Source organism: Pseudomonas sp. PNPG3 (assembly GCF_023093815.1).
In the GTDB taxonomy this organism is placed as follows: Bacteria; Pseudomonadota; Gammaproteobacteria; order Pseudomonadales; family Pseudomonadaceae; genus Aquipseudomonas; species Aquipseudomonas asiatica.
Genome location: NZ_JALLKV010000018.1, coordinates 84,959 through 110,021 on the forward strand (window position 1 = coordinate 84,959; position 25,063 = coordinate 110,021).

Below are 25,063 nucleotides of genomic sequence, written 5' to 3' on the forward strand. Positions count from 1 at the left end.
GGGGAAGGTCCTTAGCAATGCGCCAGTACGTACCATCTGCAGTGAGTTCACCACGCCTGATCGTGTCTGCCATCGGCGTAGCCCTCAGCGCTTCGTCGGCCTACGCCGCCGACCCGGTCGCCAGCAGTGCTATCACCCTCGACGCCACCAGCGTCAACGGCAAGGCTGAACAGGCCAGCACCGATTACAAGGTCGACCAGGCATCCTCGCAGAAGTACACCGCGCCGCTGGTGGATACCCCCCGCTCGATAACCGTGATCCCGCAGCAAGTGATCAAGGACACCAACGCCCTGACGCTGCAGGATGCACTGCGCACTGTACCGGGCATCACCTTTGGTGCCGGCGAAGGCGGCAACCCGCAAGGCGACCGCCCGTTCATCCGCGGCTTCGACGCCCAGGGCGACACCTACCTGGACGGCGTGCGCGACACTGGTGCGCAAACCCGCGAAATCTTCGCCATCGAATCGGTAGAGGTAGCCAAGGGCCCGAACTCGGCCATCGGCGGCCGAGGCGCCGCCGGCGGCAGCATCAACCTGGTGAGCAAGCGCGCCCACCTGGGCAACTCGCTTGACGGCGCCTGGACCTGGGGCAGCGACCAGACCCAGCGCTATACCTTCGATGGTAACTACCAGTTCAGCGACTCCGTTGCCGGGCGCCTGAACCTGATGACCCACGAAAGCAACGTCGCCGGCCGCGACAAGGTCAACTACGACCGTTGGGGCATCGCCCCATCGCTGGCTTTCGGCCTGGGTACTCCGACCCGCGTGAACCTCGACTACTACCATCTGGAAAGCGACGACCTGCCGGATTCGGGCATTCCGTACACCATCCCGACCGCTGGTAGTACTGCCCGCACCTCGGCACACCCGAGCAAGCCGTACGACGGCGGCGACAGCGACAACTTCTATGGCCTGACCGGTCGTGACTTCCGCAAAAGCCGCGTGGATATTGCCACCTTTGCCATCGAGCACGACTTGACCGACTCGCTGACCATCAAGAACACCCTGCGCCATGGCAACAGCATGCAGGACTACATCCTGACCCAGCCTGACGACAGCAAGGGTAACGTCAACAACGGCAGCGTCTGGCGCCGCGCCAATACCCGTGTGGGCAACACTGCCACCACCACCAACCAGACCGACCTGTTCGGTGAGTTCTACCTGGGTGGCATGAAGAACAGTTTCTCGACCGGTATCGAGCTGAGCCGAGAAGAGAGCAAGCGCTCGAGCTATACCGTCGATACTGACACCGTCCCGGGCGGCACCGCCAACACCAACTGCACCCCAGGCATGATCGGCGCCACCAGCGGTTACAACTGCACCTCACTGAGCAACCCGAACCCGGACGATCCGTGGAACGGCAGCATCGCACGCAACTACGCGGGCACCGATACCAAGAGCAACACCCGCGCAATTTATGTTTTTGACACACTCGAACTGACGCCCGAGTGGCTGTTGAACATGGGCCTGCGCTACGACCACTTCGACACCCAGTACCGCACCTACGACGCCACAGGCGCCACCGTGGTGAACAGCAAGGGCGTTGTCTCCAAAGGCAAGGATACAAGCGAGTTCGTTACCGGCCAGCTGGGCCTTGTATGGAAGCCGGCCGAGAATGGCAGTATCTACGTTTCCTACGCCACCTCCGCAACGCCACCCGGAGCAATGCTGGGCGAAGGTACTGAAGGCAACCCGCTGGGCAACACCACCGACCGCGCCGGCAACTTGCTGAGCAGCGATCTGGAGCCGGAGGAAACCACCAACTACGAAATCGGCACCAAGTGGGACCTGCTCGACCAGCGCCTGTCCCTGGCCGCAGCGCTGTTCCGCACCGAGAAGGAAAACGCCCGCGTCCAGGTTGACACCACTACCTACGAGAACGTCGGCGAAACTCGCGTACAGGGCATCGAACTGTCTGCCAGCGGCAAGATCACCGAAAAATGGCAGGTATTTGCCGGCTACACCTACATGGAAGCTCGCCAGATAGACGGTGGTGCCGTGAACAAGGCCAACGACGGCAACCAGCTGCCGAACACGCCGAACAACAGCGCCAGCTTGTGGACCACCTACTCCATTACACCGAAGCTGACCGTGGGTGGCGGTGCCTTCTACGTGGATGACGTGTATGGCAGCGTGGCCAACACCACCATGGTCGACAGCTATGTACGCTACGACGCCATGGCCGCCTACAAGCTGACCAAGAACATCGACCTGCAGCTGAACGTGCAGAACCTGACCAACGAGGTGTACTACGACAAGGCCTTCTCTACCCACTTCGCCAACCAGGCGGCGGGGCGGACGGCTCTGTTGACCACCAGCGTCCACTTCTGATGCCGGGATCGGGTTGATCTGTTGAATGGGCTGCGCCTGTGCCGGCCCTTTCGCGGGTGAACCCGCTCCCACAGGTACTCCACTGGCCTCAGGTCCAGTGATATCTCTGTGGGAGCGGGTTCACCCGCGAAGAGGCCGGTACAGACAACACAAGCCTGACTGACTCGCCCACCCTGCCCCGTTCATTCCCGTGAGCGGGGCTTTTGCGTATCAAGGCATAATGCACGCCGCGCAGTGTGCGGCAGAAACACAAGGTGATCATGTGGTGAAGAAGACGCTGTTCCAATTGCACTGGTTCTTTGGCATCACCGCTGGCCTGGTGCTGGCCTTGATGGGTATCACCGGGGCTTTGTACTCGTTTCAGGACGAACTGCTGCGCGCGCTGAATGCCGATGTCCTGAAGGTCCAGGTGCGCCCGGAGGGCGTGCTGCCCCCGGCCGAACTGGTCCAGCGGGTCGAGGCCCAGCAGCACGACAAGGTGGCGATGCTGTGGGTCGATGTACGCGAAGGCAACGCCGCACGCGTCTTCTTTACCCCACCGCCAGGCGAGCGCCGTGGCCAGTTGCGCTACGCCGACCCGTACACCGGCGAACTCAAGGGAGAAGTGGCCGGGCAAGGCTTCTTCAACCTCATGCTCAACCTGCACCGCTTCCTGGCCATGGGCGACAGCGGCCGGCAGATCACCGGTGCCTGCACCCTGATGCTGGTGTTCTTCTGCCTCTCCGGCCTGTACCTGCGCTGGCCGCGCAAGGCGCTGGACTGGCGCACCTGGCTGACCTTCGACTGGGCCAAGAAAGGCCGCGCCTTCAACTGGGACCTGCACGCGGTGGCTGGCACCTGGTGCCTGCTGTTCTACCTGCTGTTCGCCCTGACCGGGCTGTTCTGGTCCTACGAGTGGTACCGCGACGGCCTGAACAAGCTGCTGGCCGACACGCCGGCCGCCGGCCAGCAGCAAAAGCGCGGCGAAGGCCGGGGCCGCCACGGGCCGCAGAAAATCGACAAGAACGCCCCGCCGCTGGTGGTCGACTACGACGCGATCTGGGCCAACCTCAAGGACGCTGCCGGCCCGGGCCTGGCCATGTACAACCTGCGCCTGCCACCGGTAGGCGGCCAGCCGGCCAACCTGTTCTACCTGCTGGATAACGCCGACCACCCACGTGCCTTCAACACCCTGGTACTGGACCCGGCCAGCGGCCAGGTGAAAAGACATGACCGCTACACCGACAAGTCCTTCAAGGCCCAGCTGCTCCAGAGCGTCTACGCCCTGCACGTGGGCGAATACTTCGGCCTGCCGGGGCGCATCATCGTCACCATCGCCAGCCTGACCATGCCGCTGTTCTTCGTCACCGGCTGGCTGCTGTACCTCGACCGCCGTCGCAAGAAGCGCCAGGTACGTGCCGCCCGTGGCAACGTCACCAGCAACACTGCCAGCGGCGACAGCTGGCTGATCGGCTTTGCCAGCCAGAGCGGGCTTGCCGAACAACTGGCCTGGCAGAGCGCCGGGCAGCTTCAGGCTGCCGGCCTGCCAGTGCAGGTACGCGCCCTGGCAGAACTGGGTGAAAGCGACCTGCGCCAGGCCCGACGTGCGCTGTTCGTGGTCAGCACCTTCGGCGACGGCGAAGCCCCCGACAGCGCCCGCGCCTTCGAGCGCAAGGTGCTCGGCCAGCCTTGGGCGCTGGACAACCTCAGCTACGCCCTGCTCGCCCTCGGTGACCGCCAGTATCCGCACTTTTGCGGCTTCGCCCGCCGCCTGCAGGCATGGCTGGGTGAGCGCGGGGCCAGCAGCGCATTCAGCCCGGTGGAAGTGGACAACGCCGACCAGGCCGCGCTGCAGCAGTGGCAGCAGGAACTGGCGCAACTGACCGGCGCCCAGCCAGTGGCCGCCTGGCAGCCGCCGAGTTTCGGCAACTGGTCGCTGGTGCGCCGCGAACTGCTCAACCCGGGCAGCCAGGGCCAGCCGGTGTACCTGCTGGGCCTGCGACCGGAGCAGCCCGCCAGCTGGGAAGCCGGCGACCTGGTGGAGATCCTGCCGCTCAACGGCCAGCCGAGGATCGACGCCTTCCTCGATGGCATGGCGCTGGACGGCGGGGCCAAGGTGCAAGTGAATGGCTTGGCCGAAACCCTCGCCCAGGCCCTGTCCGGTCGCCAGTTGCCGACCCGTCGCGATCACTTGGTCGGTTTGCAGCCGCAGGCGCTGGTCGACGCACTGGTGCCGATCGGCAGCCGCGAATACTCGATTGCCTCGATCGCCAGCGATGGTGTGCTGGAGCTGATAGTGCGCCAGGAACGCCATGCCGATGGCAACCTGGGCCTGGGTTCCGGCTGGCTGACCGAGTACCTGCCGCTTGGGGGTATGTTGAGCCTGCGTTTGCGACGCAACAGCAGCTTCCACCTGCCGGAAACGACTGCACCGCTGGTATTGATCGGCAATGGCACCGGCCTGGCCGGCCTGCGCAGCCTGCTCCGCGCGCGGGTGAATGCTGGCGAGCAGCGCAACTGGCTGCTGTTCGGCGAACGTAACCGGGCGCATGACCTGCTGTGCGGCAACGAGCTGCAAGGCTGGCTGGACAACGGCGACCTGGCACGCCTGGACCTGGCATTTTCGCGGGATCAGGCCGACAAGGTGTATGTGCAGGATGTGTTGCTGCAGCAGGCTGAAACGCTCAAGCGCTGGGTCGCGGATGGTGCCTGTGTGTATGTCTGCGGCAGCCTGCAAGGCATGGCTGCCGGGGTGGATGCAGCGCTCAACGGCATCCTCGGGGAAGCGGTTGTGCAACAGCTGATCGAGGATGGGCGGTATCGGCGGGATGTGTACTGATCGGAAACTGATGTAACCAGCACAGGCCTCTTCGCGGGTAAACCCGCTCCTACAGGTACTGCACAGAATTCAAACACTGTGGGGGACCTGTGGGAGCGGGTTTACCCGCGAAGAGGCCGGTACAAGCTGTCAGTGAAGCTCGAAGGTATCGGCATCCAGGTTGGCCGGGAACTTGGTCCGGTAGGCCGCCAGCTCTGCCGCGCTCAACACAGCGGTGAAAACACCGTCGGCCTCGCCGGCACTGAGCAGGCTCTCGCCCTGGAAATCCAGCACCTGGCTGTCGCCGGAATAGGCAAAGCCCTTGCCGTCGGTGCCCACCCGGTTCACCGCCGCCACATAGCACAGGTTCTCGATACCCCGCGCCGGCAACAGGCGGTTCCAGTGCTGGCGGCGCGCAGCCGGCCAGTTGGCGGTGTACAGCAACAGGTCGGTGTCCTGGGCATCGCGGCTCCACACCGGGAAACGCAGGTCGTAGCAGATCAGCGGGCGAATCCGCCAGCCCTTGAGCTCGAACTGCACCTGGCGCTCACCCGGGGTGTAATGCTTGTGCTCACCGGCCATGCGGAACAGGTGACGCTTGTCGTAGTGCAGGATCTCGCCATCCGGTCGGGCCCACAGCAGACGGTTGCGGTGGCTGCCATCGGCGGCCTGGATGATCACGCTGCCGGTAATCACCGTGTTGTACTTCTTCGCCTGGGCCTTCAGCCATTTGTAGGTCGGGCCGTTTTCCGGCTCGCACAGGCTTTCCGATTGCATGGAAAAACCGGTAGTGAACATTTCCGGCAGGATCACCAGGTCCACTTCGCCCACCTGCTCCAGCAGCTCTTCGAAGTGCGCATAGTTGGCCTCACGGTCGTGCCAGGCCAGGGTGGTCTGCACCAGGGCGACTTTCAGATTCGGCAGTGTACTCAGATCGCGCATAGTTTTTCCGCTGCCTGACGCAGCGTCTCCTCTCGTTTGGCAAAGCACAGGCGGACCAGGCGTTGCTCGGGGATGGGTTGCTGGTAGAACACCGACACCGGGATGGTCGCCACGCCGTGCTCACGGGTCAGCCACAGCGACATGTCGACATCGTTCAGGTCCGGGCGGATCTGCGAATAGTCCACCAGCTGGAAATAGGTGCCCGCCGTGCGGGTGAAGCGGAACCGCGAGCCCTCCAGCAAACCGCAGAACAAGTCTCGCTTGGCCTGGTAGAAGGCCGGCAGTTCATCGATATGCTCGGGGTGCTCGGCCATGAAATCGGCCAGGGCGCACTGCAGCGGGGTCACCCCGCAGAAGTTGACGTACTGGTGTACCTTGCGCAACTCGGCACTCAGCGCCGGCGGGGCGATCACGTAGCCGGTCTTCCAGCCGGTGACGTGATAAGTCTTGCCGAACGAGCTGACCACGAAGGCGCGCTGGTACAGTTGCTCGTGGGCCAACACGCTGGCATGGCGTACACCGTCATAGACCAAGTGCTCGTAGACCTCGTCGCTGACCAGGTAGATATCGCGGTCAGCGATAAGCCGCGCCAGTTGGTCCAGGTCTTCACGGGTAATCAGCGCACCGCTGGGGTTGTGCGGCGAATTGAGAATGACCATGCGCGTGCGCGGGCTGAGGGCATCGCTGAACTTCTGCCAGTCGATGCGGAAATCGCCATCGCTCAGCTGTACATGCACGCAGCGCCCACCAGCCAGTTCCACGGACGGCTCGTAGCTGTCGTAGCAAGGGTCGAAGACGATTACCTCGTCACCGGCATGCACCACAGCCTGGATGGCGCAGAAGATCGCCTCGGTGGCGCCAGGGGTGATGGTCACTTCCCGGTCGGCATCCACCTGCGCGCCATACAGCCGCGCGACCTTGGCCGCCACCTGCTGGCGCAGGGCCGGCAGGCCGGTCATCGGAGAATACTGGTTATGCCCTGCGGCCACATGCCGGCCGACTGCATCGAGCAGCGCCTGCGGGCCATTGAAGTCGGGGAAGCCTTGCGACAGGTTGAGCGCGCCCGTCTGCACGGCGAGCTGGGACATGGTGGTGAAGATGGTCGTGCCGACATTCGGCAGTTTGCTGCGGATCATGGAGCCCTCTTTCCTGGGGTGTATCCGGCACGGGGTGGAGTCCGAGCATAGCGGATCGAGCGGTCAGGAAAAAGGTTGAAACAATAGGGGGATTTGCGCTGGATCAAAGGGCCTCTTCGCGGGTAAACCCGCTCCCACAGGTCCTGCACAGATTTCGAAAACTGTGGGTCCTGTAGGAGCGGGTTTACCCGCGAAGAAGTCGACGCGGAATCAGCGCTTGTCGCGGCGCTTCTTCTCGGCCTTCTTGTGGTGCGACATCAGGCGGCGCTTCTTGTTGACCTGGCGGTCGGTGAGGGTGTTCTTCTTGCCCTCGTACGGGTTCTCACCGCCCTTGTACTCGATGCGGATCGGCGTACCGACCAGTTTCAGCACACGGCGGTAGGTGTTTTCCAGGTAACGCGAGTACGACTTCGGAATCTTGTCGGTCTGGTTGCCGTGGATCACGATCAGCGGTGGGTTGGCACCACCAAGGTGGGCATAGCGCAGCTTGATGCGGCGGCCGTTGACCAGCGGCGGCTGGTGCTCGCTCACGGCATCTTCGAGGATCTGCGTCAGGCGGCTGGTCGGCCAACGGGTTACCGCCGACTTGAACGCGGCCTGCACCGACTTGTACAGGTGGCCCACGCCGGTGCCGTGCAGGGCGGAGATGAAGTGGATGTCGGCGAAATCGACGAAGAACAGCCGGCGCTCCAGCTCGGTCTTCACGTAGTCACGCTCGCCCGGCTCCATGCCGTCCCACTTGTTCAGGGCGATGACGATGGCGCGGCCAGCTTCCAGGGCGAAGCCCAGCAGGTTCAGGTCGTGATCCACCACGCCTTCGCGGGCGTCCATGACGAAAATCACCACGTTGGCGTCCTTGATCGCCTGCAGCGTCTTCACCACCGAGAACTTCTCGACTTCCTCGTGGATCTTGCCGCGCTTGCGCACGCCGGCGGTGTCGATGAAGGTGTACTTCTCGTCATCGCGCTCGAACGGGATGTAGATACTGTCGCGGGTGGTGCCCGGCTGGTCGTAAACCACCACGCGCTCTTCGCCGAGCATGCGGTTGACCAGCGTCGACTTGCCGACGTTGGGGCGGCCGATGATGGCGATCTTGATGCCATCCTTCTCGCTCGGGCCCGGGATGCGCACCGCTTCCTCGCCTTCGGCGACTTCGGCGTCCAGCGCTTCCTCGACCTGGTCGCGTGGCAGGTGGCCGAGCACGGCCTCCATCAGCGCATTGATGCCGCGGCCCTGGGAGCCGGCTACCGGGATCGCGTTGCCCATGCCCAGCGGCGAGAACTCGGCGCGTGCCACATCGGCATCGATGTTGTCGATCTTGTTGGCAACCAGGATCGCTTCCTTGTTCCGCTTGCGTAGGTGCTCGGCGATCATCTGGTCGGCAGCGGTCATGCCGGCACGGGCATCGACCAGGAACAGCACATAGTCAGCTTCTTCGATGGCCATGAGCGACTGCTCGGCCATTTTCTCGTCCATGCCCACTTCGTCACCGGTGATACCGCCGGTGTCGATCAGGATGAAGGAACGACCCTGCCAGGTGGCATCACCGTACTGGCGGTCACGGGTCAGGCCCGACAGGTCACCAACGATGGCATCGCGGGTCTTGGTCAGGCGGTTGAACATGGTGGATTTGCCGACGTTTGGGCGGCCCACCAGGGCGATTACGGGAACCATTCGGCTCTCCACTCTTGAATTCTTGAAAATGCAAAGGCCGCTGCAAGGCAGCGGCCGGAGTTCGGGCGGCGTGTCCTACGCCGCGGCTTGAAGCCCGCCAAGGCTTCAAGCATAGCTTCAGCGGATGGTCAGTGCCTCGAGCTTGCCGCTGTTGCCGAAGACGTAGATGGTGTCGCCGACCACAAGTGGGCGGGCACGCAGGCCATCACTGTCGATACGCTCACGGCCGACGAAGCGGCCATCGACCTGGCTCAGCAGGTGCAGGTAACCCTCGAAGTCGCCCACCGCCACGTAGCTGGAGAACACTTCAGGCGCGGTCAGCTGGCGGCGAGCCATGGTGTCGTTGGTCCACAGGGCGCTGGACGAGCGCTCGTCGACGCTTTCGACAGTACCGGAAGCTTCGCTGACATAGACGTTACCGTAGCCTTGGGCGACACCCACGTAGCTGGAGGCATCACGCTGCCACAGCACGCGGCCGCTTTCCAGGTCCAGGCCCGCGACGCGGCCCTGGTAGGTGCTGACGTACAGGGTACCACCCGACAGCAGCAGGCCGCCGTCGATATCGACCACGCGGTCCAGCTCGGAACGGCCCTGCGGGATTGCCACACGGCTTTCCCACACCGGTACGCCGTTGTTGATGTCCACCGCCACCACCTTGCCGGTGGACAGGCCGGCGACGGCCAGGCGGTTGGTGGCGATCGGCGCGCCGGTGCCACGCAGGGTCAGCACGGCCGGGGTGTTTTCGTAGATCCAGCGGCGGTCGCCAGTGGCAGCATCCAGGCCGATCAGGCGATCGTCTTGGGTCTGCACCACCACCACATCACCGTTGTTGGCAGGCGGGGCCAGCACTTCGCTGGTCACGCGGGAGCGCCAGCGCTCCTCACCGGTGCTGGAGTCCAGGGCGATGACTTCACCCTTGAGGGTACCGATCATGACCAGGCCGTAGCCCACGCCGACAGCGCCGGAAACCGGCAGCTCGAGGTCCTTCTTCCATACCACGTCGCCGGTGATGCGGTCGAGGGCGAAGACTTCGCCGTTGACGTCGGAGGCGTAGATACGGTCGTTCTCGATGGCAGGTACGAGGGTGTTGTAGGTCTCGCCCTGGCCGTCACCGATCGAACGGCTCCACTGCTTTTTCAGCACCACTTCCTCGGTGAACTTGGTCAGCTCGGCCGGAGGCAGTTCCTTCTTGCTGTTGCTGCTGCAACCTGCGGCCAGTACGGCCAGGGTCAGCACTGCTGCATGTTTCCAACCGATCACTTACGCGTCCCCTTTGGCCAAGTCATCCAGCTTCAATTGCAGGCCACCGACCGCCGCCTCATCGGACAACGCAGCCTTGGCTTTCTCGTAAGCGCTGTGCGCGTCGTCGGCGCGACCCAGTTGCACCAGCAGGTCACCTTTCAACTCTTCGCGGCTGGCCAGGAAGGCTTTGTCGGCGTCGCCGTCGAGCAGCTTGAGGGCATCCTCGGCCTTGTTCTGGGCGGCCAGCACACGAGCCAGGCGCTGACGCGAAATCTCGCCCAGAGTGGCATCGGCCGGCTTGTCCAGCACGCTCTTCAACTCGGCAGCAGCGTCGTCGAGCTTGCCGCTCTCGACCGCGACCTTGGCAACGAACAGGCTGCCGTACTGGGCGTAGGCGGTACCACCGAACTCGCTCTTGAGCTTGCCGGCCAGTTCCGCGACCTTGGTCGCGTCAGGCTGGCCAGTCGGCGTCAGGCTGGTCTCCAGCAAGGCCTGGTACAGCTGCGAGGCACCTTGCGACTGATTGTTCTGGTACTTGTGCCAGGTATTCCAGCCCAACACCACTACGCCAGCCAACAGGGCACCGGTCAGCAGCGGCTTGCCGTTGCGGTTCCACCAGTCCTTGACCCCTGCCAGTTCATCATCGGTACTCGACACCCCAATACTCCTTTTCGCCTATTTGCTTGTTGAACCGCGTTACGCCTGCGCGATCGCGGTTTCCAGGTGCTCAGCCAGAGCATCCCAGGCAATGTTCTGTTGTTCGCCCTGACCACGCAGGGGCTTGAAGCCGATCTCTTGCTGGGCCAGCTCGTCGTCGCCGAGGATCAGGGCGAACAGCGCGCCACTCTTGTCGGCTTTCTTGAACTGGCTCTTGAAGCTGCCACCGCCGGCGTTGACTGCCAGGCGCAGGCCCGGCAAGCGGTCACGCAGGCTTTCGGACAGGCGCAGGCCGGCCAGCTCCGCCTGTTCGCCAAAGGCGCACAGGTAGACGTCGATCTGGCGGCTGATGGACTCGGGCACCTTGCCCAGGGTTTCCAGCAGCAGGATCAGGCGCTCGATGCCCATGGCGAAACCGACGCCCGAGGTCGGCTTGCCGCCCATCTGTTCGACCAGGCCGTCATAACGGCCGCCGGCGCAGACAGTGCCCTGGGCGCCGAGCTTGTCGGTGACCCACTCGAACACAGTCTTGCTGTAGTAGTCCAGGCCACGCACCAGCTTGGTGTTGATCACGAACGGGATGCCGGCAGCGTCCAGGCGGGCCTTGAGGCCCTCGAAGTGCACGCGCGACTCTTCGTCCAGGTAGTCTTCCAGCTTCGGCGCGCCGACCAGCACCGCCTGGGTGTTCTGGTCCTTGCTGTCGAGGATGCGCAGCGGGTTGCTCTTCAGGCGGCGCTGGCTGTCTTCGTCCAGTTGCTCCAGGCGCGCCGAGAGGAACTCGACCAGCGCATCACGGTAGCGTGCACGGGCTTCGCTGGTGCCCAGGCTGTTGAGCTCCAGCTTGACCGCGTCCTGGATACCCAGCAGGCCCCACAGGCGCCAGGTCAACATGATCAGCTCGGCGTCGATGTCCGGGCCATCCAGGTTGAACACTTCCACGCCAATCTGGTGGAACTGGCGGTAGCGGCCCTTCTGCGGGCGCTCGTGGCGGAACATCTGGCCGATGTACCACAGTTTCTGCACCTGGCCGTTGCCGGTGATGCCATGCTCGAGTACGGCACGCACGCAGGCGGCAGTACCTTCGGGGCGCAGGGTCAGCGAGTCGCCGTTGCGGTCCTCGAAGGTGTACATCTCTTTTTCGACGATGTCGGTCACTTCACCGATGGAGCGCTTGAAAAGCTCGGTGAACTCGACGATCGGCGTGCGGATCTGGCTGTACCCGTAGGTATCCAGCAGGCCGGCCACGGTGCCCTCGAAGTAGCGCCACAGTGGCGACTGTTCTGGCAGGATGTCGTTCATGCCACGGATGGCTTGTAGCGATTTGCTCACGAAAAGTCCTTACGAATTCTGTGTGTCAGCCACGGACGATCAGCGCCGCGTCGGCTTCGGCCTTTTCGGCCGCTTTCTGGCGGATGAGCTTTTCCAGTTCATCGACCAGGTTGTCGTTGGTCAGCTTCTGCGCCGGCTTGCCGTCGATGTAGACCAGGTTCGGCGTGCCACCGGTCAGCCCCACATGGGACTCCTTGGCTTCGCCCGGGCCGTTGACCACGCAACCGATCACCGCCACGTCCAGCGGCACCAGCAGGTCTTCCAGGCGCCCTTCCAGCTCGTTCATGGTCTTGACCACATCGAAGTTCTGCCGCGAGCAGCTCGGGCAGGCGATGAAGTTGATGCCACGCGAGCGCAGGTGCAGCGACTTGAGGATGTCGTAGCCGACTTTCACTTCTTCGACCGGGTCGGCCGCCAGCGAGATACGGATGGTATCGCCAATGCCTTCGGCCAGCAGCATACCGAGGCCGACAGCGGATTTCACCGTCCCCGAACGCAGGCCACCGGCTTCGGTGATGCCCAGATGCAGCGGCTGCACGATCTGCTTGGCCAGCAGGCGGTAGGCTTCGACGGCCATGAACACATCGGATGCCTTGACGCTGACCTTGAAGTCCTGGAAGTCCAGGCGGTCGAGGTGCTCGACATGGCGCAGGGCCGACTCGACCAGCGCCGCCGGGGTCGGTTCGCCATACTTCTTCTGCAGGTCCTTTTCCAGGGAGCCGGCGTTGACGCCGATACGGATCGGGATGCCCCGGTCGCGGGCGGCATCGACTACCGCGCGCACACGGTCTTCACGGCCGATGTTGCCCGGGTTGATGCGCAGGCAGTCGACGCCCAGTTCGGCCACGCGCAGGGCGATTTTGTAGTCGAAGTGGATGTCGGCAACCAGCGGCACGCTGACCTGCTGCTTGATGCGGCCGAACGCCTCGGCGGCGTCCATGTCCGGCACCGAGACGCGCACGATGTCCACGCTGGCATCGACCAGGCGCTGGATTTGCGCCACGGTGGCGGCCACATCGTTGGTGTCGGTGTTGGTCATGCTCTGCACCGCGATGGGGGCATCACCACCCACCGGTACATTGCCGACCCAGATTTTGCGGGATTCGCGACGTTTGATCGGAGATTCGCCGTGCATGATTACTGTCCCAACTTCAGGCGAGCGGTCTCGCCACTGGTGAACGGGGCAACATCGACGGCCTGGCCGTTGTAGCTGACCTGGGCGCCACGGGCAAAGCCCAGGCGTACCGAGAACGGCGGCTTGCCGGTCAGCTCGAGGTTGTCCCCCTTGCGCTTGATGGCGCTGAACAGCACCTTGCCGTTGCCGTCGGTGACCTGGGTCCAGCAATCGGCGACGAACTGGATGGCAACCTTGGCGCTGCCAGCTGGCACTGCGGCAGGGGCGGCAGCGGCCACGGCCGCTACCGGCGTAGCAGGTGCAACAGCCGCCGGGGCCGGGGCAACCGGTGCTACCGGCGCAGGCGCGGCAGCAGGTGCGCTGGCGATCGCTGGCACAGGCGCCTGCTGGGCCGGTGTCGGTACTACGGCAGCGGTATCGGCAGGTGCCGGGCTTGCCGGTGCCGGTACGGCGGTGGCAGGCTGCTCGGCTGCGCCCTGCTCAAGCGGCAGCGGCGCACTCTCAGGCTGCTGGCCAGCGGAAACAGCCTGGTCTTCAGGCTCATCGAGCGGGTGAATCTGGGTGGTGCCGTCGGCGCTTTCGACTTCGACGTGCTCCAGGGCAATCTTGGCCAGCTCCTTGCCACGCAGGCTGCCCTGGTCCTGCCACCAGACGAAGCCGCCGCCGACCACTGCCACCAGCAGCAGCAGGCTGACGCCACGCAGAATGTTGTGCGACAGGCGCACGGGCTCTTCGATACGGCCCAGCGAGTGCACGTCGCTGCCTTTGGCGTGGGTGCCGGTGTAACGGTCGAAGGCGTCCACCAGGGCAGCCTGGTCCAGGTCCATCAGCTTGGCATAGGCGCGGATATAACCACGGGCGAAGGTATGCCCCGGCAGCTTGTCGAAGGCGCCGGTTTCCACGTGGTTCAACGAACTGACAGTGAGGTTGAGCTTGCGGGCCACCTCGGCTTGTGACCAGTCCCGGTTCTCACGGGCCTGACGCAAAAGCTCACCGGGGTTCTGGCCAGGCGCTACTGCTACTTCGGGATGCGCGGCTTTCATCGTTGCTCCGACAGGTATTGCTGATATTCCGGCGTACCGGGATAAAGTCGTTGTAATTGCTGGCCCAGCTCGGCCAGTGTGCCTTGCTCGTCGAATACCCTGGCAAGGCGGCTGCCCAGCAGCAGGCTACGGGCATCGTGGTCGCTCAACTGGCTGAAACGATCGTAGTAGTCCCGGGCCGGCACATAATGCCTGTTTTCGTAGGACAACTCAGCCATTTCCAGCAACGCTTTCGGCTGCCGCTGGTTGAGTTGCAGAGCTTTCAGCAGATACGCATGCGCCTGGTCGCGGCGCTCGAGTTTCAGGGCGGTCAGGCCCAGGTTCTCGTAAACGCGTGAGCGCTCAGGATACAGGGTATCGGCGCTGGCAAGGCGAAACATCTGCTCGGCCTCGGCAAATCGGCCCTGAGCATAAAGGAAACTGCCGTAATTGTTGCGAATTCGCGTGTCGCCGGTACGTGCCTTCAGCGCCTTGCGGAAGTGCGTTTCGGCCAGCGCAGGCTCGCCTTCGGCCTGAAAGACCAGCGCCAGGGCGGCGTGCGCATCGGCATCACCAGCATCCAGGGCCAGGGCCTTGCCAAGCGGCGCCTTGGCCTGCTCGGTCAAACCCTGTTGCAAATAACCCAGCCCAAGCTGCACATAGGCCCGCCCCGCCTCTGCCCTGCCCTGGCGGCTGGCCAGGGGGTCGCCCGCGCCGCCCGACACGCAGCCGGCCAGCAGCGAAAGCGCAAGGATCGACAGCGCGGCGCGCAGGCTCATGGGCAAGGTCCCGGTCAGTGGCTGACGGGGCTGTCTTGCAGCTCGGCGTCCGCGGACAGCTGGCGCACAGCGATGTAGCGCTCGCTGCGGCGGGTGCGGTCGTTGACCTGGCCGACCAGCTGACCACAGGCAGCGTCGATGTCATCACCACGGGTGGTGCGGGTGGTGACGTTGAAGCCACCATGGTGCAACAGATCCTGGAAGCGGCGAATGGCGTTGTTGCTCGGCCGCTCGTAGCCCGAGTGCGGGAACGGGTTGAACGGGATCAGGTTGATCTTGCAGGGTACGTCGCGCAGCAGCTCGATCATTTGCGCAGCATGCTCAGGCTGGTCGTTGACGTCCTTGAGCAGGGTGTACTCGATGGTCAGCACGCGCTTGCCACCCAGGGTGGACATGTAGCCCATGCACGATTCCAGCAGCATCTTCAGCGGGTACTTCTTGTTGATCGGTACCAACTTGTTGCGCAGTTCGTCGTTCGGTGCGTGCAGCGACAGGGCCAGCGACACGTCGATGTGCTTGGCCAGCTCGTCGATCATCGGCACCACGCCCGAGGTGGACAGGGTGACGCGACGCTTGGAAATGCCATAGCCCAGATCTTCCATCATGATCTTCATGGCGGCGATGACATTGTCGAAATTCAGCAGGGGTTCGCCCATGCCCATCATGACCACGTTGGTAATGGCGCGGTCGATCTTGGCCGGAACGGTCCCGAAGGATTTGTTGGCAAGCCACACCTGGCCGATCACTTCGGCGGCGGTGAGGTTGCTGTTGAAGCCTTGCTTGCCGGTGGAGCAGAAGCTGCAGTCCAGGGCACAGCCGGCTTGCGACGACACGCACAGGGTGCCGCGATCGTCGGTGGGGATGTAGACGGTCTCGACGCAGCTGCCGGAGGCAACGCGGACCACCCACTTGCGGGTACCGTCGGCGGAAATGTCTTCACTGACCACTTCCGGGCCCCGAATCTCGGCAACGGCCTCGAGCTTTTCGCGCAAGGCCTTGCCGACATTGGTCATGGCGGCGAAATCGTCGACGCCATAGTGGTGAATCCATTTCATGACCTGACCGGCACGAAAACGCTTCTCTCCGATCGACTCGAAGAATTTTTCCATTTCCTGCAGGGTCAGGCCCAACAGGTTGATCTTGCCAGTCATGTCACTCATGGAATCACCCAAGACCTGCTTCGCTTAGCGAATGCGGTCGCACAGCTCGGTAGCGGAGAAGAAGTAAGCGATTTCGCGGGCAGCCGAAGCTTCCGAGTCGGAACCGTGAACAGCGTTTTCGTCGATGGAAACGGCGAAGTCAGCACGGATGGTGCCGGCAGCAGCTTCTTTCGGGTTGGTGGCGCCCATCAGCTCGCGGTTGGCCAGAACGGCGTTTTCGCCTTCCAGAACCTGAACGATGACCGGGCCGGAAGTCATGAAGGCAACCAGATCACCGAAGAAGCCGCGCTCTTTGTGTTCGGCGTAGAAGCCTTCGGCTTCGGCCTTGGACAGCTGCTTCATTTTCGAAGCGACGACGCGCAGGCCGGCTTTCTCGAAACGAGTGGTGATCTCGCCGATGACGTTCTTGGCAACGGCGTCAGGCTTGATGATGGAGAAAGTACGTTGAACAGCCATGGAAAACTCCAGAAAAATGAGTGTTGCGAAAAATTAAACCCGCGAATTATACGCGGGTTCCAGGGGATTGCCTAACCTGCAGGACGCGTTCAGTCGGCTTCTTCGATCCAGGCCGCCTGGATGGCCTCGAGCACTTTCTCACCGCCACGTGACGGATCGTCGCTGAATTCTGGCAAGGCCAGCACCCAGCGGTGCAGATCGACGAAATTCACATAACGAGGATCGACTTCCGGCTTGCTTTCTGCAAGCTGGATGGCGATCTCAAGTACATCAATCCATTTCAGGCTCATGGGTAAACCTCAGTGCGGCGCTTCGGCGGCGTGGTTGAGCGAATACTTGGGGATCTCGATGACCAGGTCCTGGTCAGCGACAACCACCTGGCAGCCGAGGCGCGATTGAGCCTCCAGGCCCCAGGCCTTGTCCAGCATGTCCTCTTCCAGTTCGTCGGCTTCTTCGAGCGAGTCGAAGCCCTTGCGCACGATGCAGTGGCAAGTGGTGCAGGCCTTGACGCCGCCGCAGGCGCTTTCCATCTCGATGTGATGGTCGTGGGCCAGTTCCAGGATGTTGGTCCCGGTCTCGACTTCCACGGTCAGCCCTTCGGGGCAGAACTTCTCGTGCGGCAGGAATGTCACCAGCGGCATCGGTTACTCCTCGATCTCATTCAGGTTGCGCCCGGCCAGTGCGGCTTTGACCGTCGAATCAAGGCGACGGGCGGCAAATGCGTCGGTCACCTGCGACAGACGCTTGGTCTGTTGCTCGATGGCTGAGCCATCGGTGCCGGCCAGCAAATCACGTAGTTCTTGCATCTGGAATTCGATGGCGTCGCGCTCGTCACTGCTGAGCAGGCGCTCGCCGTCGGCGTCCAGGGCGCCCTGTACTGCTTCGAGCAGGCGCTCGCCGTCAACCTGGTGCTCACGCAGCTGGCGGGCCTGCTTGTCGGAACCTGCGTGTTCGAAGGAGTCCTTGAGCATGCGGGCGATTTCGCCGTCGGTCAGGCCGTAGGACGGCTTGACCTGGATGCTGGCTTCCACGCCCGAGCCCAGCTCGCGGGCGGCGACGCTGAGCAGGCCATCGGCGTCGACCTGGAAGGTGACGCGGATTTTTGCCGCACCGGCGACCATGGCCGGAATGCCACGCAGCTCGAAGCGCGCCAGCGAGCGGCAGTCGCTGATCAACTCGCGCTCGCCCTGCAGTACATGGATCATCATGGCCGACTGGCCATCTTTATAGGTGGTGAACTCCTGGGCACGCGCCACCGGGATGGTGGTGTTGCGCGGGATCACCTTCTCCATCAGCCCGCCCATGGTCTCAAGGCCAAGCGACAGCGGGATGACATCCAACAGCAGCAGTTCGCCACCTTCGCGGCGGTTGCCGGCCAAGGTATCGGCCTGGATGGCGGCACCGATGGCCACCACCTGGTCGGGGTCGATCGAGGTCAGCGGGGTGCGACCGAACAGTGCTCCGACGGCTTCACGCACACGCGGTACGCGGGTCGAACCACCGACCATGACCACGGCACTGACTTCTTCCAGCTCGATACCGCTGTCACGCACGGCGCGACGGCAGGCCTTGAGGCTGCGGGCGACCATGGGCTCGATCATGGCTTCGAAGCCAGCGCGGCTCAGCTCGCCCTGCCAGGTGCCATGGCTGACGCTGACCACGTCGGCGTCGGTCAGGGCTTCCTTCGCGGCGCAGGCGGTCTGCAACAGTGCGCGCTGGGTGGCCGGGTCCAGGTCGGATGACAGCCCGGCCTGCTCGATGATCCAGCCAGCGATGGCGTGGTCGAAGTCGTCACCGCCCAAGGCAGTATCGCCACCGGTGGCCAGCACTTCGAATACGCCGGCAGTCAGGCGCAAAATGGAAATGTCGAAGGTACCGCCGCCCAAGTCATAGATGGCCACCACGCCTTCGGCGTTCTGGTCCAGGCCATAGGCCACGGCAGCGGCGGTCGGCTCGTTGAGCAGGCGCAGCACGTTCAGGCCGGCCAGGCGCGCAGCGTCCTTGGTGGCCTGGCGCTGGGCATCGTCGAAATAGGCCGGCACGGTGATAACCGCGCCCACCAGCTCACCACCAAGGGTGGCTTCGGCACGCTCGCGCAGCACCTTGAGAATATCGGCGGACACTTCCACCGGGCTTTTCGGCCCCTGCACAGTGTCGATGAACGGCATGTGCGACTCACCGCCAACGAAGCGGTACGGCAGCTGCTCGCCCAGTTGCTTGACGTCGGCCAGGCCGCGCCCCATCAAGCGCTTGACCGACAGCACGGTGTTCAGCGGGTCGCTGGAAGCGGCATCGCGTGCAGCCTGCCCCACTTCGTTGCGCCCTTCGAGGTAGCGCACCGCGGACGGCAGAATGACATTGCCCTGCGCGTCGGGCAGGGGCTCGCTACGGCCGCTGCGCAGTGCGGCGACCAGGGAGTTGGTGGTACCCAGGTCGATCCCCACCGCCAGGCGGCGCTGATGCGGCTGAGGGCTTTGACCGGGTTCGGCAATCTGCAGTAGGGCCATGCTTATCTGAATACCTTAGGTGCTATCACGGGCAGCACCGGGTTAATCGTCGAGGCGCTCTTCCAGTTGGCGCACTTCTTGGGCGAGCTTGTCGAGGAACTGCATGCGGCGCATCAGGCGTTCGGCCTTGTCGCGCTCGCCTGGGGCGTCCCAGCAGGCGGCAAAGTCCTCGTTCAGCGTGTCCTGGGCGACCTTCAGGCGCTTCTTGAACACGGCCACGCCATCGAGGTCGGCTTCGTCCTGCAATTCTTCGAGCTCTTCACGCCACTGCATCTGCTGCAACAGGAAGTCAGGGTCGTGGACCGTGACCTCCTGAGGCACTTCGTGGCCGCCGATGGCCAGCAGGTAGCGGGCGCGACGCGGCGCACTGCGCAGTGTCTGGTAGGCGTCGTTGAGTGCCGCGGACTTTTCCAGCGCCACGCGCTGCTCGCGCTCGGAGGCGTCGGCAAAGCGGTCGGGATGGACTTCGCGGGCCAGCTCGCGATAGCGAGTGGCCAGCTTGTCGAGATCCAGGCGGAAGCTTGGCTGGAGGTCAAACAATGCGAAATGACAAGGAGTGCCCACAGCCAGCCTCAAACGTTGAAGCTTTCGCCGCAGCCACACTCACCGCGCACGTTGGGGTTGTTGAACTTGAAGCCTTCGTTCAACCCTTCCTTGACGAAGTCCAGTTCGGTGCCATCGAGGTAGACCAGGCTCTTGGGATCGATGATCACCTTGACGCCATGGTTCTCGAACACCTGGTCCTCGTCCGCCAGCTCGTCGACGAACTCCAGCACGTAGGCCAGGCCCGAGCAACCGGTGGTGCGCACGCCCAGGCGAATGCCTTCGCCCTTGCCGCGCCCTTCCAGGGAACGCCGCACGTGGTTGGCGGCGGCTTCTGTCATGCTGATAGCCATCAGGACTCCTTACCTCGCAACAGGCGACTTAGATCAAGCCTTTCTTCTGCTTGTAATCGCGAACGGCTGCCTTGATGGCATCTTCGGCGAGTACCGAGCAGTGGATCTTGACCGGCGGCAACGCCAGTTCTTCGGCCAGCTGGGTGTTCTTGATGGTTTCGGCTTCGTCCAGGGTCTTGCCCTTCATCCACTCGGTGGCGAGGGAGCTGGAAGCGATGGCCGAACCGCAGCCGTAGGTCTTGAACTTGGCGTCTTCGATCACGCCCTGCTCGTTGACCTTGATCTGCAGGCGCATCACGTCACCGCAGGCCGGGGCGCCGACCATGCCGGTACCGACGTCCGGGTCTTCGGCGTTCATCTTGCCGACGTTGCGCGGGTTTTCGTAGTGGTCGATGACCTTTTCACTGTATGCCATGGTGCAATTCCTTCCTCATCAGGGAGCCGCTCTTGCCGGCGACTGCTTAGTGGGCGGCCCACTCGATCTTGGAGATGTCAACGCCGTCTTTGTACATGTCCCACAGCGGCGACAGCTCACGCAGTTTGTTCACGGCCTCGCAGACTTTCTGCGCGGCGTAGTCGACTTCTTCTTCGGTGGTGAAGCGGCCGAAGGAGAAGCGGATCGAGCTGTGCGCCAGCTCGTCATTGCGGCCCAGGGCGCGCAATACGTAGGACGGCTCGAGCGACGCGGAGGTGCAGGCCGAACCGGACGATACGGCGATATCCTTCAGCGACATCAGCAGCGATTCGCCTTCGACGTAGTTGAAGCTCAGGTTCAGGTTGTGCGGTACGCGGGCAGTCTTGCTGCCGTTGACGTACAGCTCTTCGAGGTCCGAGACCTGCTTGAAGAAGCGGTCGCTCAGGGCCTTGATGCGTACGTTTTCCGCGGCCATTTCCTGTTTGGCGATGGCGAAGGCTTCGCCCATGCCGACGATCTGGTGGGTCGGCAGGGTGCCCGAACGCATGCCGCGCTCATGACCACCGCCGTGAATGATGGCTTCCAGGCGTACACGAGGCTTGCGGCTGACGTACAGCGCGCCGATGCCTTTCGGGCCGTAGACCTTGTGCGCCGAGAACGACATCAGGTCGACCTTCAGCTTTTGCAGGTCAATTTCGACCTTGCCGGCCGATTGCGCGGCGTCAACGTGGAACAGCACGCCGCGCGAGCGGGTCAGTTCACCGATGGCGGCGATATCGTTGATCGAGCCGACTTCGTTGTTCACGTGCATCAGCGAAACCAGGATGGTGTCGTCGCGCAGCGCCGCCTCGACCATGGCCGGGGTGACGATGCCGTCTTCGCCTGGCTCGAGGTAGGTGACTTCGAAACCTTCACGCTCCAGCTGGCGAGCGGTATCCAGGACCGCCTTGTGCTCGATCTTGGAGGTGATGATGTGCTTGCCCTTGGTCTGATAGAAGTGCGCGACGCCCTTGAGTGCGAGGTTGTCGGACTCTGTGGCACCGCTGGTCCAGACGATTTCGCGCGGATCGGCGTTGATCAGTTCGGCAACCTGGCGGCGACCGTTCTCGACCGCTTCCTCGGCTTTCCAGCCAAAGACGTGGGAGCGCGAAGCCGGGTTACCGAAGTTCCCGTCGACCAGCAGGCAGTCGGCCATCTTCTGGGCCACGCGTGGGTCGACCGGGGTGGTCGCGGAGTAATCGAGGTAGATCGGCAACTTCATTTGTCTCTCCTATCAGGCGGTGGCGTCGCTCGTCGTCCCGGAGGGATCAATCGACGGCGGACGTCTCAATCTTGTCCAGCTGGGCGGTTCGGCCTGCGACACGACGCAGGTCCTGGCGCTGGGCGACTTCCTGCACCTCACGGCGCATGACGAGGTCGGCCAGGCTTATACCGCTGAGGAATTCATGGATCTGCTGGCTGAGGTCGCACCACAGGTGGTGGGTCAGGCAGGTATCACCGGCATGGCAGTCCCCGAGGCCCTGACAACGGGTGGCATCGACCGATTCGTTGACCGCATCGATGACCTGGGCCACCTGGATGGTTTCCATGCCCCGCGACAGCTGGTAGCCACCGCCTGGACCACGCACGCTGGAGACCAGGCTGCTGCGGCGCAGCTTGGCGAACAGCTGTTCCAGATAAGAGAGGGAAATGCCCTGGCGCTCGGAAATGTCGGCCAAAGACACCGGCCCATGCTGCGCGTGCAACGCCAGGTCGAGCATGGCGGTCACGGCGTATCGGCCTTTGGTAGTCAGTCGCATGGCTATTGGGTACCACGGGAGTTACAGGATGTGAGCGAGTATGCGATTCCCGAGCATTTAAGTCAACTATTAGACCTAGTGCTTTAGTCGGGTTTGCATCGGGGAGGCGGGCGCGATTGTAGCAGACAGGGGGCGTGAGCACACGCCCCGTATGTCACCATGATTTCAGCGCGGCGCAATCAATGTGACTGAGTGTCGCGCTGAGCCACCTGGGCAACTTCCTTGAAGTCATCTTCCGGCAGGGCTGGCAGTTCCTTGGCGCAGTAATCACTACCCATCTTGGTCAGGGCGCCGCACATGCCCTCCAGCCGTTCGTCAACTGCCTGCAGGTGGTCGAGCATCTGGCCGATGGCACGGGCCACCGGGTCGGGCATGTCGCCACTGACGCCATAGGCATCGAAGCCGATCTTCTCAGCCATGGCCTTACGCTTGGCCTCGACCTCGTTGTCTTCGCTCTTGACGATGATTCGCCCGGGGATACCAACCGCCGTAGCCCCGGCCGGCACGGCTTTGGTCACCACCGCATTGGAACCGATCTTGGCCCCGGCGCCGACGGTGAACGGGCCCAGCACCTTGGCCCCCGCCCCTACCACCACACCGTTTTCCAGGGTGGGGTGTCGCTTGCCTTTGTTCCAGCTGGTGCCGCCCAGGGTCACGCCCTGATAAAGGGTGACATCGTCGCCGATCTCGGCGGTTTCGCCGATGACGATGCCCATGCCGTGGTCAATGAAGAAGCGCCGTCCGATGGTGGCGCCGGGGTGGATCTCGATGCCGGTCAGCCAGCGGCCGAAGTTCGATACCAGGCGGGCCAGCCACTTGAAATCACGCTTCCACAGGGCATTGCCCAGGCGGTGCAGCCAGATGGCGTGCATGCCTGGGTAGCAGGTCAGCACCTCAAAGGCGTTGCGCGCAGCCGGGTCACGGTGGAATACGCTTTGAATATCTTCACGCAGGCGTTCGAACATCTGTCAGTCCTTCCGTTTATGCGGCTCGCCCCGGACCACTTTCTGGGTCTCGGTGAGGATGCCGCGCAAAATGCTCATTTCCGAACGCTCGACCGCCACCCGCCCATACAGCCGGCGCAGGCGCGGCATCAGGTGCTTGGGCTTTTCGGGGTCGAGAAAGCCGATACCGACCAGGGTCTTCTCCAGGTGGTCGTAGAACAGCTCCATTTCGTCCATCGTCGCCAGCTCGCTGGCGTCAACCTTCTCGACTTTGCCCGGCGCTGCACCGGCGGCCAGCCAGGCCATGCGCACCTCGTAGGAGAGCACCTGGACAGCGGCAGCCAAGTTCAGCGAGCTGAAGTCGGGGTTGGAGGGAATGTGCACGTGGAAGTGACATCGCTGCAGCTCTTCGTTGGTCAGGCCGGCGTGTTCACGCCCGAACACCAGGGCGATTTCCTCGCCACCGTTGGCATGCTCCACCGCCTTGGCCCCGCACTCGCGCGGGCCGATCAACGGCCAGGGGATGCTCCGCTCGCGGGCACTGGTGCCCATTACCAGGTTGCAGCCGACCAACGCCTGTTCGAGGCTGTCGACCACTTGGGCATTGTCCAGCACATCGTCGGCACCCGAGGCTCGGGCACTGGCATCCACGGCGGGGAACTCTTTCGGCTGCACCAGCACCAGACGCGACAAGCCCATGTTTTTCATGGCACGTGCAGCGCCGCCGATGTTGCCGGGGTGGCTGGTATTGACCAGAACAACACGAATATTTTGCAGCAAGGTGTTGTGCTCACAGATGCAGGAATCAGGGCCTTCGATCTTACAGAACCGACAGACGTAACGCCATGAAAGCAAATGTGACACTTCTGCCGCCAAAGTTTTCTGCTAGAATGATCGGCTTTCTTCTTTAACATCTCCAGGTGACCCGCCCATGCAGCCTATGCTGAATATCGCCCTGCGCGCCGCTCGCAGCGCCAGTGAACTGATTTTCCGCTCCATCGAACGCCTGGATAGCATCAAGGTCGATGAGAAAGAGGCCAAGGACTACGTCTCCGAAGTCGATCGCGCCGCCGAGCAGAGCATCGTCAACGCCCTGCGCAAGGCCTACCCGAACCACTCCATCCAGGGCGAGGAAACCGGCCTGCACGCGGGTAGCGGCGAAGAAGGCAAGGATTACCTGTGGATCATCGACCCGCTGGACGGCACCACCAACTTCCTGCGTGGCATCCCGCACTTCGCCGTCAGCATCGCCTGCAAATACCGTGGCCGCCTTGAGCACGCCGTGATCGTCGACCCGGTTCGCCAGGAAGAATTCACTGCCAGCCGCGGCCGTGGCGCCCAGCTCAATGGTCGCCGCCTGCGTGTCAGCTCGCGCACCAGCCTGGAAGGCGCCCTGCTGGGTACCGGCTTCCCGTTCCGTGACAGCCAGATGGCCGACCTGGACAACTACCTGGGCATGTTCCGCGCCCTGACTGGCCAGACCGCCGGTATCCGCCGCGCCGGCTCCGCCAGCCTGGACCTGGCCTACGTGGCCGCCGGCCGTTTCGACGCTTTCTGGGAGTCGGGCCTGTCCGAATGGGACATGGCGGCCGGCGTGCTGCTGATCCAGGAAGCGGGCGGCCTGGTGAGCGACTTCAACGGCGGCCATGACTTCCTCGAGAAGGGCCATATCGTTGCGGGCAACATCAAGTGCTTCAAGGCCGTGCTGACTGCCATCCAGCCGCACCTGCCAGAGAACATGAAGCGCTAAGCGCGGATTGCCGGCAAACAAAAAAGCACCCCTCGGGGTAATGCCAGTCAGTTAAGCTGACTGGCATTTTCATTTTCGGGTCGGATATTTTGC

24 protein-coding genes are annotated in these 25,063 nt (G+C 63.3%); 3 read left to right on the plus strand and 21 right to left on the minus strand.

The genetic code is table 11. The features are described 5' to 3' along the window. The first annotated feature begins 17 nt into the window (after positions 1-17). A complete protein-coding gene (locus tag MJ643_RS14310; RefSeq protein ID WP_024086308.1) occupies positions 18-2,330 on the plus strand; it encodes a TonB-dependent siderophore receptor in 2,313 nt (770 codons plus the stop codon). Positions 2,331-2,592: 262 nt separating this feature from the next. Further along, complete coding sequence (locus tag MJ643_RS14315; RefSeq protein ID WP_024086307.1) at positions 2,593-5,148, plus strand: sulfite reductase flavoprotein subunit alpha; 2,556 nt, start codon at positions 2,593-2,595, stop codon at positions 5,146-5,148. Positions 5,149-5,277: 129 nt separating this feature from the next. On the opposite strand, the gene MJ643_RS14320 is transcribed toward MJ643_RS14315, so the two are convergent. The 21 genes from MJ643_RS14320 to trmJ form a co-directional block, all read right to left on the minus strand. Then, positions 5,278-6,069, minus strand: coding sequence for an amidohydrolase (locus MJ643_RS14320; protein WP_024086306.1), 792 nt, complete (start codon positions 6,067-6,069; stop codon positions 5,278-5,280). Beyond that, positions 6,057-7,205, minus strand: coding sequence for a pyridoxal phosphate-dependent aminotransferase (locus MJ643_RS14325; protein WP_024086305.1), 1,149 nt, complete (start codon positions 7,203-7,205; stop codon positions 6,057-6,059). The genes MJ643_RS14320 and MJ643_RS14325 overlap by 13 nt, the downstream gene beginning before the upstream one ends. Before the next feature lie 210 nt (positions 7,206-7,415). Next, positions 7,416-8,879, minus strand: coding sequence for a ribosome biogenesis GTPase Der (der, locus tag MJ643_RS14330; RefSeq protein WP_013971029.1), 1,464 nt, complete (start codon positions 8,877-8,879; stop codon positions 7,416-7,418). Between the two features lie 117 nt (positions 8,880-8,996). Next, positions 8,997-10,139, minus strand: a complete 1,143-nt coding sequence (bamB, locus tag MJ643_RS14335; protein ID WP_013971028.1) for an outer membrane protein assembly factor BamB — start codon at positions 10,137-10,139, stop codon at positions 8,997-8,999. Further along, positions 10,140-10,778 (minus strand): tetratricopeptide repeat protein, encoded by a 639-nt coding sequence (locus tag MJ643_RS14340; protein ID WP_013971027.1) that lies wholly within the window; start codon positions 10,776-10,778, stop codon positions 10,140-10,142. It lies immediately after the preceding gene. Positions 10,779-10,817: 39 nt separating this feature from the next. Further along, positions 10,818-12,107, minus strand: coding sequence for a histidine--tRNA ligase (hisS, locus tag MJ643_RS14345; protein WP_024086304.1), 1,290 nt, complete (start codon positions 12,105-12,107; stop codon positions 10,818-10,820). A gap of 25 nt (positions 12,108-12,132) precedes the next feature. Continuing rightward, positions 12,133-13,242: a flavodoxin-dependent (E)-4-hydroxy-3-methylbut-2-enyl-diphosphate synthase gene (gene ispG / locus MJ643_RS14350; RefSeq protein WP_208209342.1), complete on the minus strand. Its 1,110-nt coding sequence runs from the start codon at positions 13,240-13,242 to the stop codon at positions 12,133-12,135. 2 nt (positions 13,243-13,244) lie between these two features. Further along, positions 13,245-14,285, minus strand: a complete 1,041-nt coding sequence (locus tag MJ643_RS14355; protein ID WP_013971024.1) for a RodZ family helix-turn-helix domain-containing protein — start codon at positions 14,283-14,285, stop codon at positions 13,245-13,247. Then, on the minus strand, positions 14,282-15,043 hold the full coding sequence (pilW, locus tag MJ643_RS14360; protein ID WP_038408725.1) for a type IV pilus biogenesis/stability protein PilW: 762 nt from the start codon (positions 15,041-15,043) through the stop codon (positions 14,282-14,284). The genes MJ643_RS14355 and pilW overlap by 4 nt, the downstream gene beginning before the upstream one ends. A 14-nt stretch (positions 15,044-15,057) precedes the next feature. Further along, positions 15,058-16,203, minus strand: a complete 1,146-nt coding sequence (gene rlmN, locus MJ643_RS14365; protein WP_038408723.1) for a 23S rRNA (adenine(2503)-C(2))-methyltransferase RlmN — start codon at positions 16,201-16,203, stop codon at positions 15,058-15,060. Positions 16,204-16,227: 24 nt separating this feature from the next. Then, positions 16,228-16,659: a nucleoside-diphosphate kinase gene (ndk, locus tag MJ643_RS14370; RefSeq protein ID WP_013971021.1), complete on the minus strand. Its 432-nt coding sequence runs from the start codon at positions 16,657-16,659 to the stop codon at positions 16,228-16,230. Between the two features lie 89 nt (positions 16,660-16,748). After that, entirely contained in the window at positions 16,749-16,949 is a 201-nt protein-coding gene (iscX, locus tag MJ643_RS14375; protein WP_003257859.1) for a Fe-S cluster assembly protein IscX, read from the minus strand. 9 nt (positions 16,950-16,958) lie between these two features. Beyond that, positions 16,959-17,300, minus strand: coding sequence for an ISC system 2Fe-2S type ferredoxin (fdx, locus tag MJ643_RS14380; protein WP_013971020.1), 342 nt, complete (start codon positions 17,298-17,300; stop codon positions 16,959-16,961). A gap of 3 nt (positions 17,301-17,303) precedes the next feature. Then, the gene (hscA, locus tag MJ643_RS14385; protein WP_208209343.1) at positions 17,304-19,166 is read right to left on the minus strand and encodes a Fe-S protein assembly chaperone HscA; all 1,863 of its coding nucleotides are present in this window, start codon (positions 19,164-19,166) and stop codon (positions 17,304-17,306) included. 42 nt (positions 19,167-19,208) lie between these two features. Continuing rightward, entirely contained in the window at positions 19,209-19,730 is a 522-nt protein-coding gene (gene hscB, locus MJ643_RS14390; RefSeq protein WP_015269012.1) for a co-chaperone HscB, read from the minus strand. 8 nt (positions 19,731-19,738) lie between these two features. After that, positions 19,739-20,062, minus strand: a complete 324-nt coding sequence (gene iscA, locus MJ643_RS14395; protein ID WP_003257854.1) for an iron-sulfur cluster assembly protein IscA — start codon at positions 20,060-20,062, stop codon at positions 19,739-19,741. Positions 20,063-20,090: 28 nt separating this feature from the next. Continuing rightward, entirely contained in the window at positions 20,091-20,477 is a 387-nt protein-coding gene (gene iscU, locus MJ643_RS14400) for a Fe-S cluster assembly scaffold IscU (RefSeq protein WP_003248539.1), read from the minus strand. A 46-nt stretch (positions 20,478-20,523) separates the two neighbouring features. Beyond that, the gene (locus MJ643_RS14405; RefSeq protein ID WP_013971017.1) at positions 20,524-21,738 is read right to left on the minus strand and encodes an IscS subfamily cysteine desulfurase; all 1,215 of its coding nucleotides are present in this window, start codon (positions 21,736-21,738) and stop codon (positions 20,524-20,526) included. Between the two features lie 46 nt (positions 21,739-21,784). Continuing rightward, complete coding sequence (iscR, locus tag MJ643_RS14410) at positions 21,785-22,276, minus strand: Fe-S cluster assembly transcriptional regulator IscR (RefSeq protein ID WP_008092572.1); 492 nt, start codon at positions 22,274-22,276, stop codon at positions 21,785-21,787. A 179-nt stretch (positions 22,277-22,455) separates the two neighbouring features. Next, positions 22,456-23,241, minus strand: coding sequence for a serine O-acetyltransferase (gene cysE, locus MJ643_RS14415; protein ID WP_013971015.1), 786 nt, complete (start codon positions 23,239-23,241; stop codon positions 22,456-22,458). A 3-nt stretch (positions 23,242-23,244) separates the two neighbouring features. Beyond that, complete coding sequence (gene trmJ, locus MJ643_RS14420) at positions 23,245-24,000, minus strand: tRNA (cytosine(32)/uridine(32)-2'-O)-methyltransferase TrmJ (protein ID WP_031325634.1); 756 nt, start codon at positions 23,998-24,000, stop codon at positions 23,245-23,247. 151 nt (positions 24,001-24,151) lie between these two features. Here trmJ and suhB point away from each other — a divergent pair, with 151 nt between their 5' ends. Then, positions 24,152-24,970, plus strand: coding sequence for an inositol-phosphate phosphatase (suhB, locus tag MJ643_RS14425; RefSeq protein ID WP_003257850.1), 819 nt, complete (start codon positions 24,152-24,154; stop codon positions 24,968-24,970). Positions 24,971-25,063: the final 93 nt, after the last annotated feature.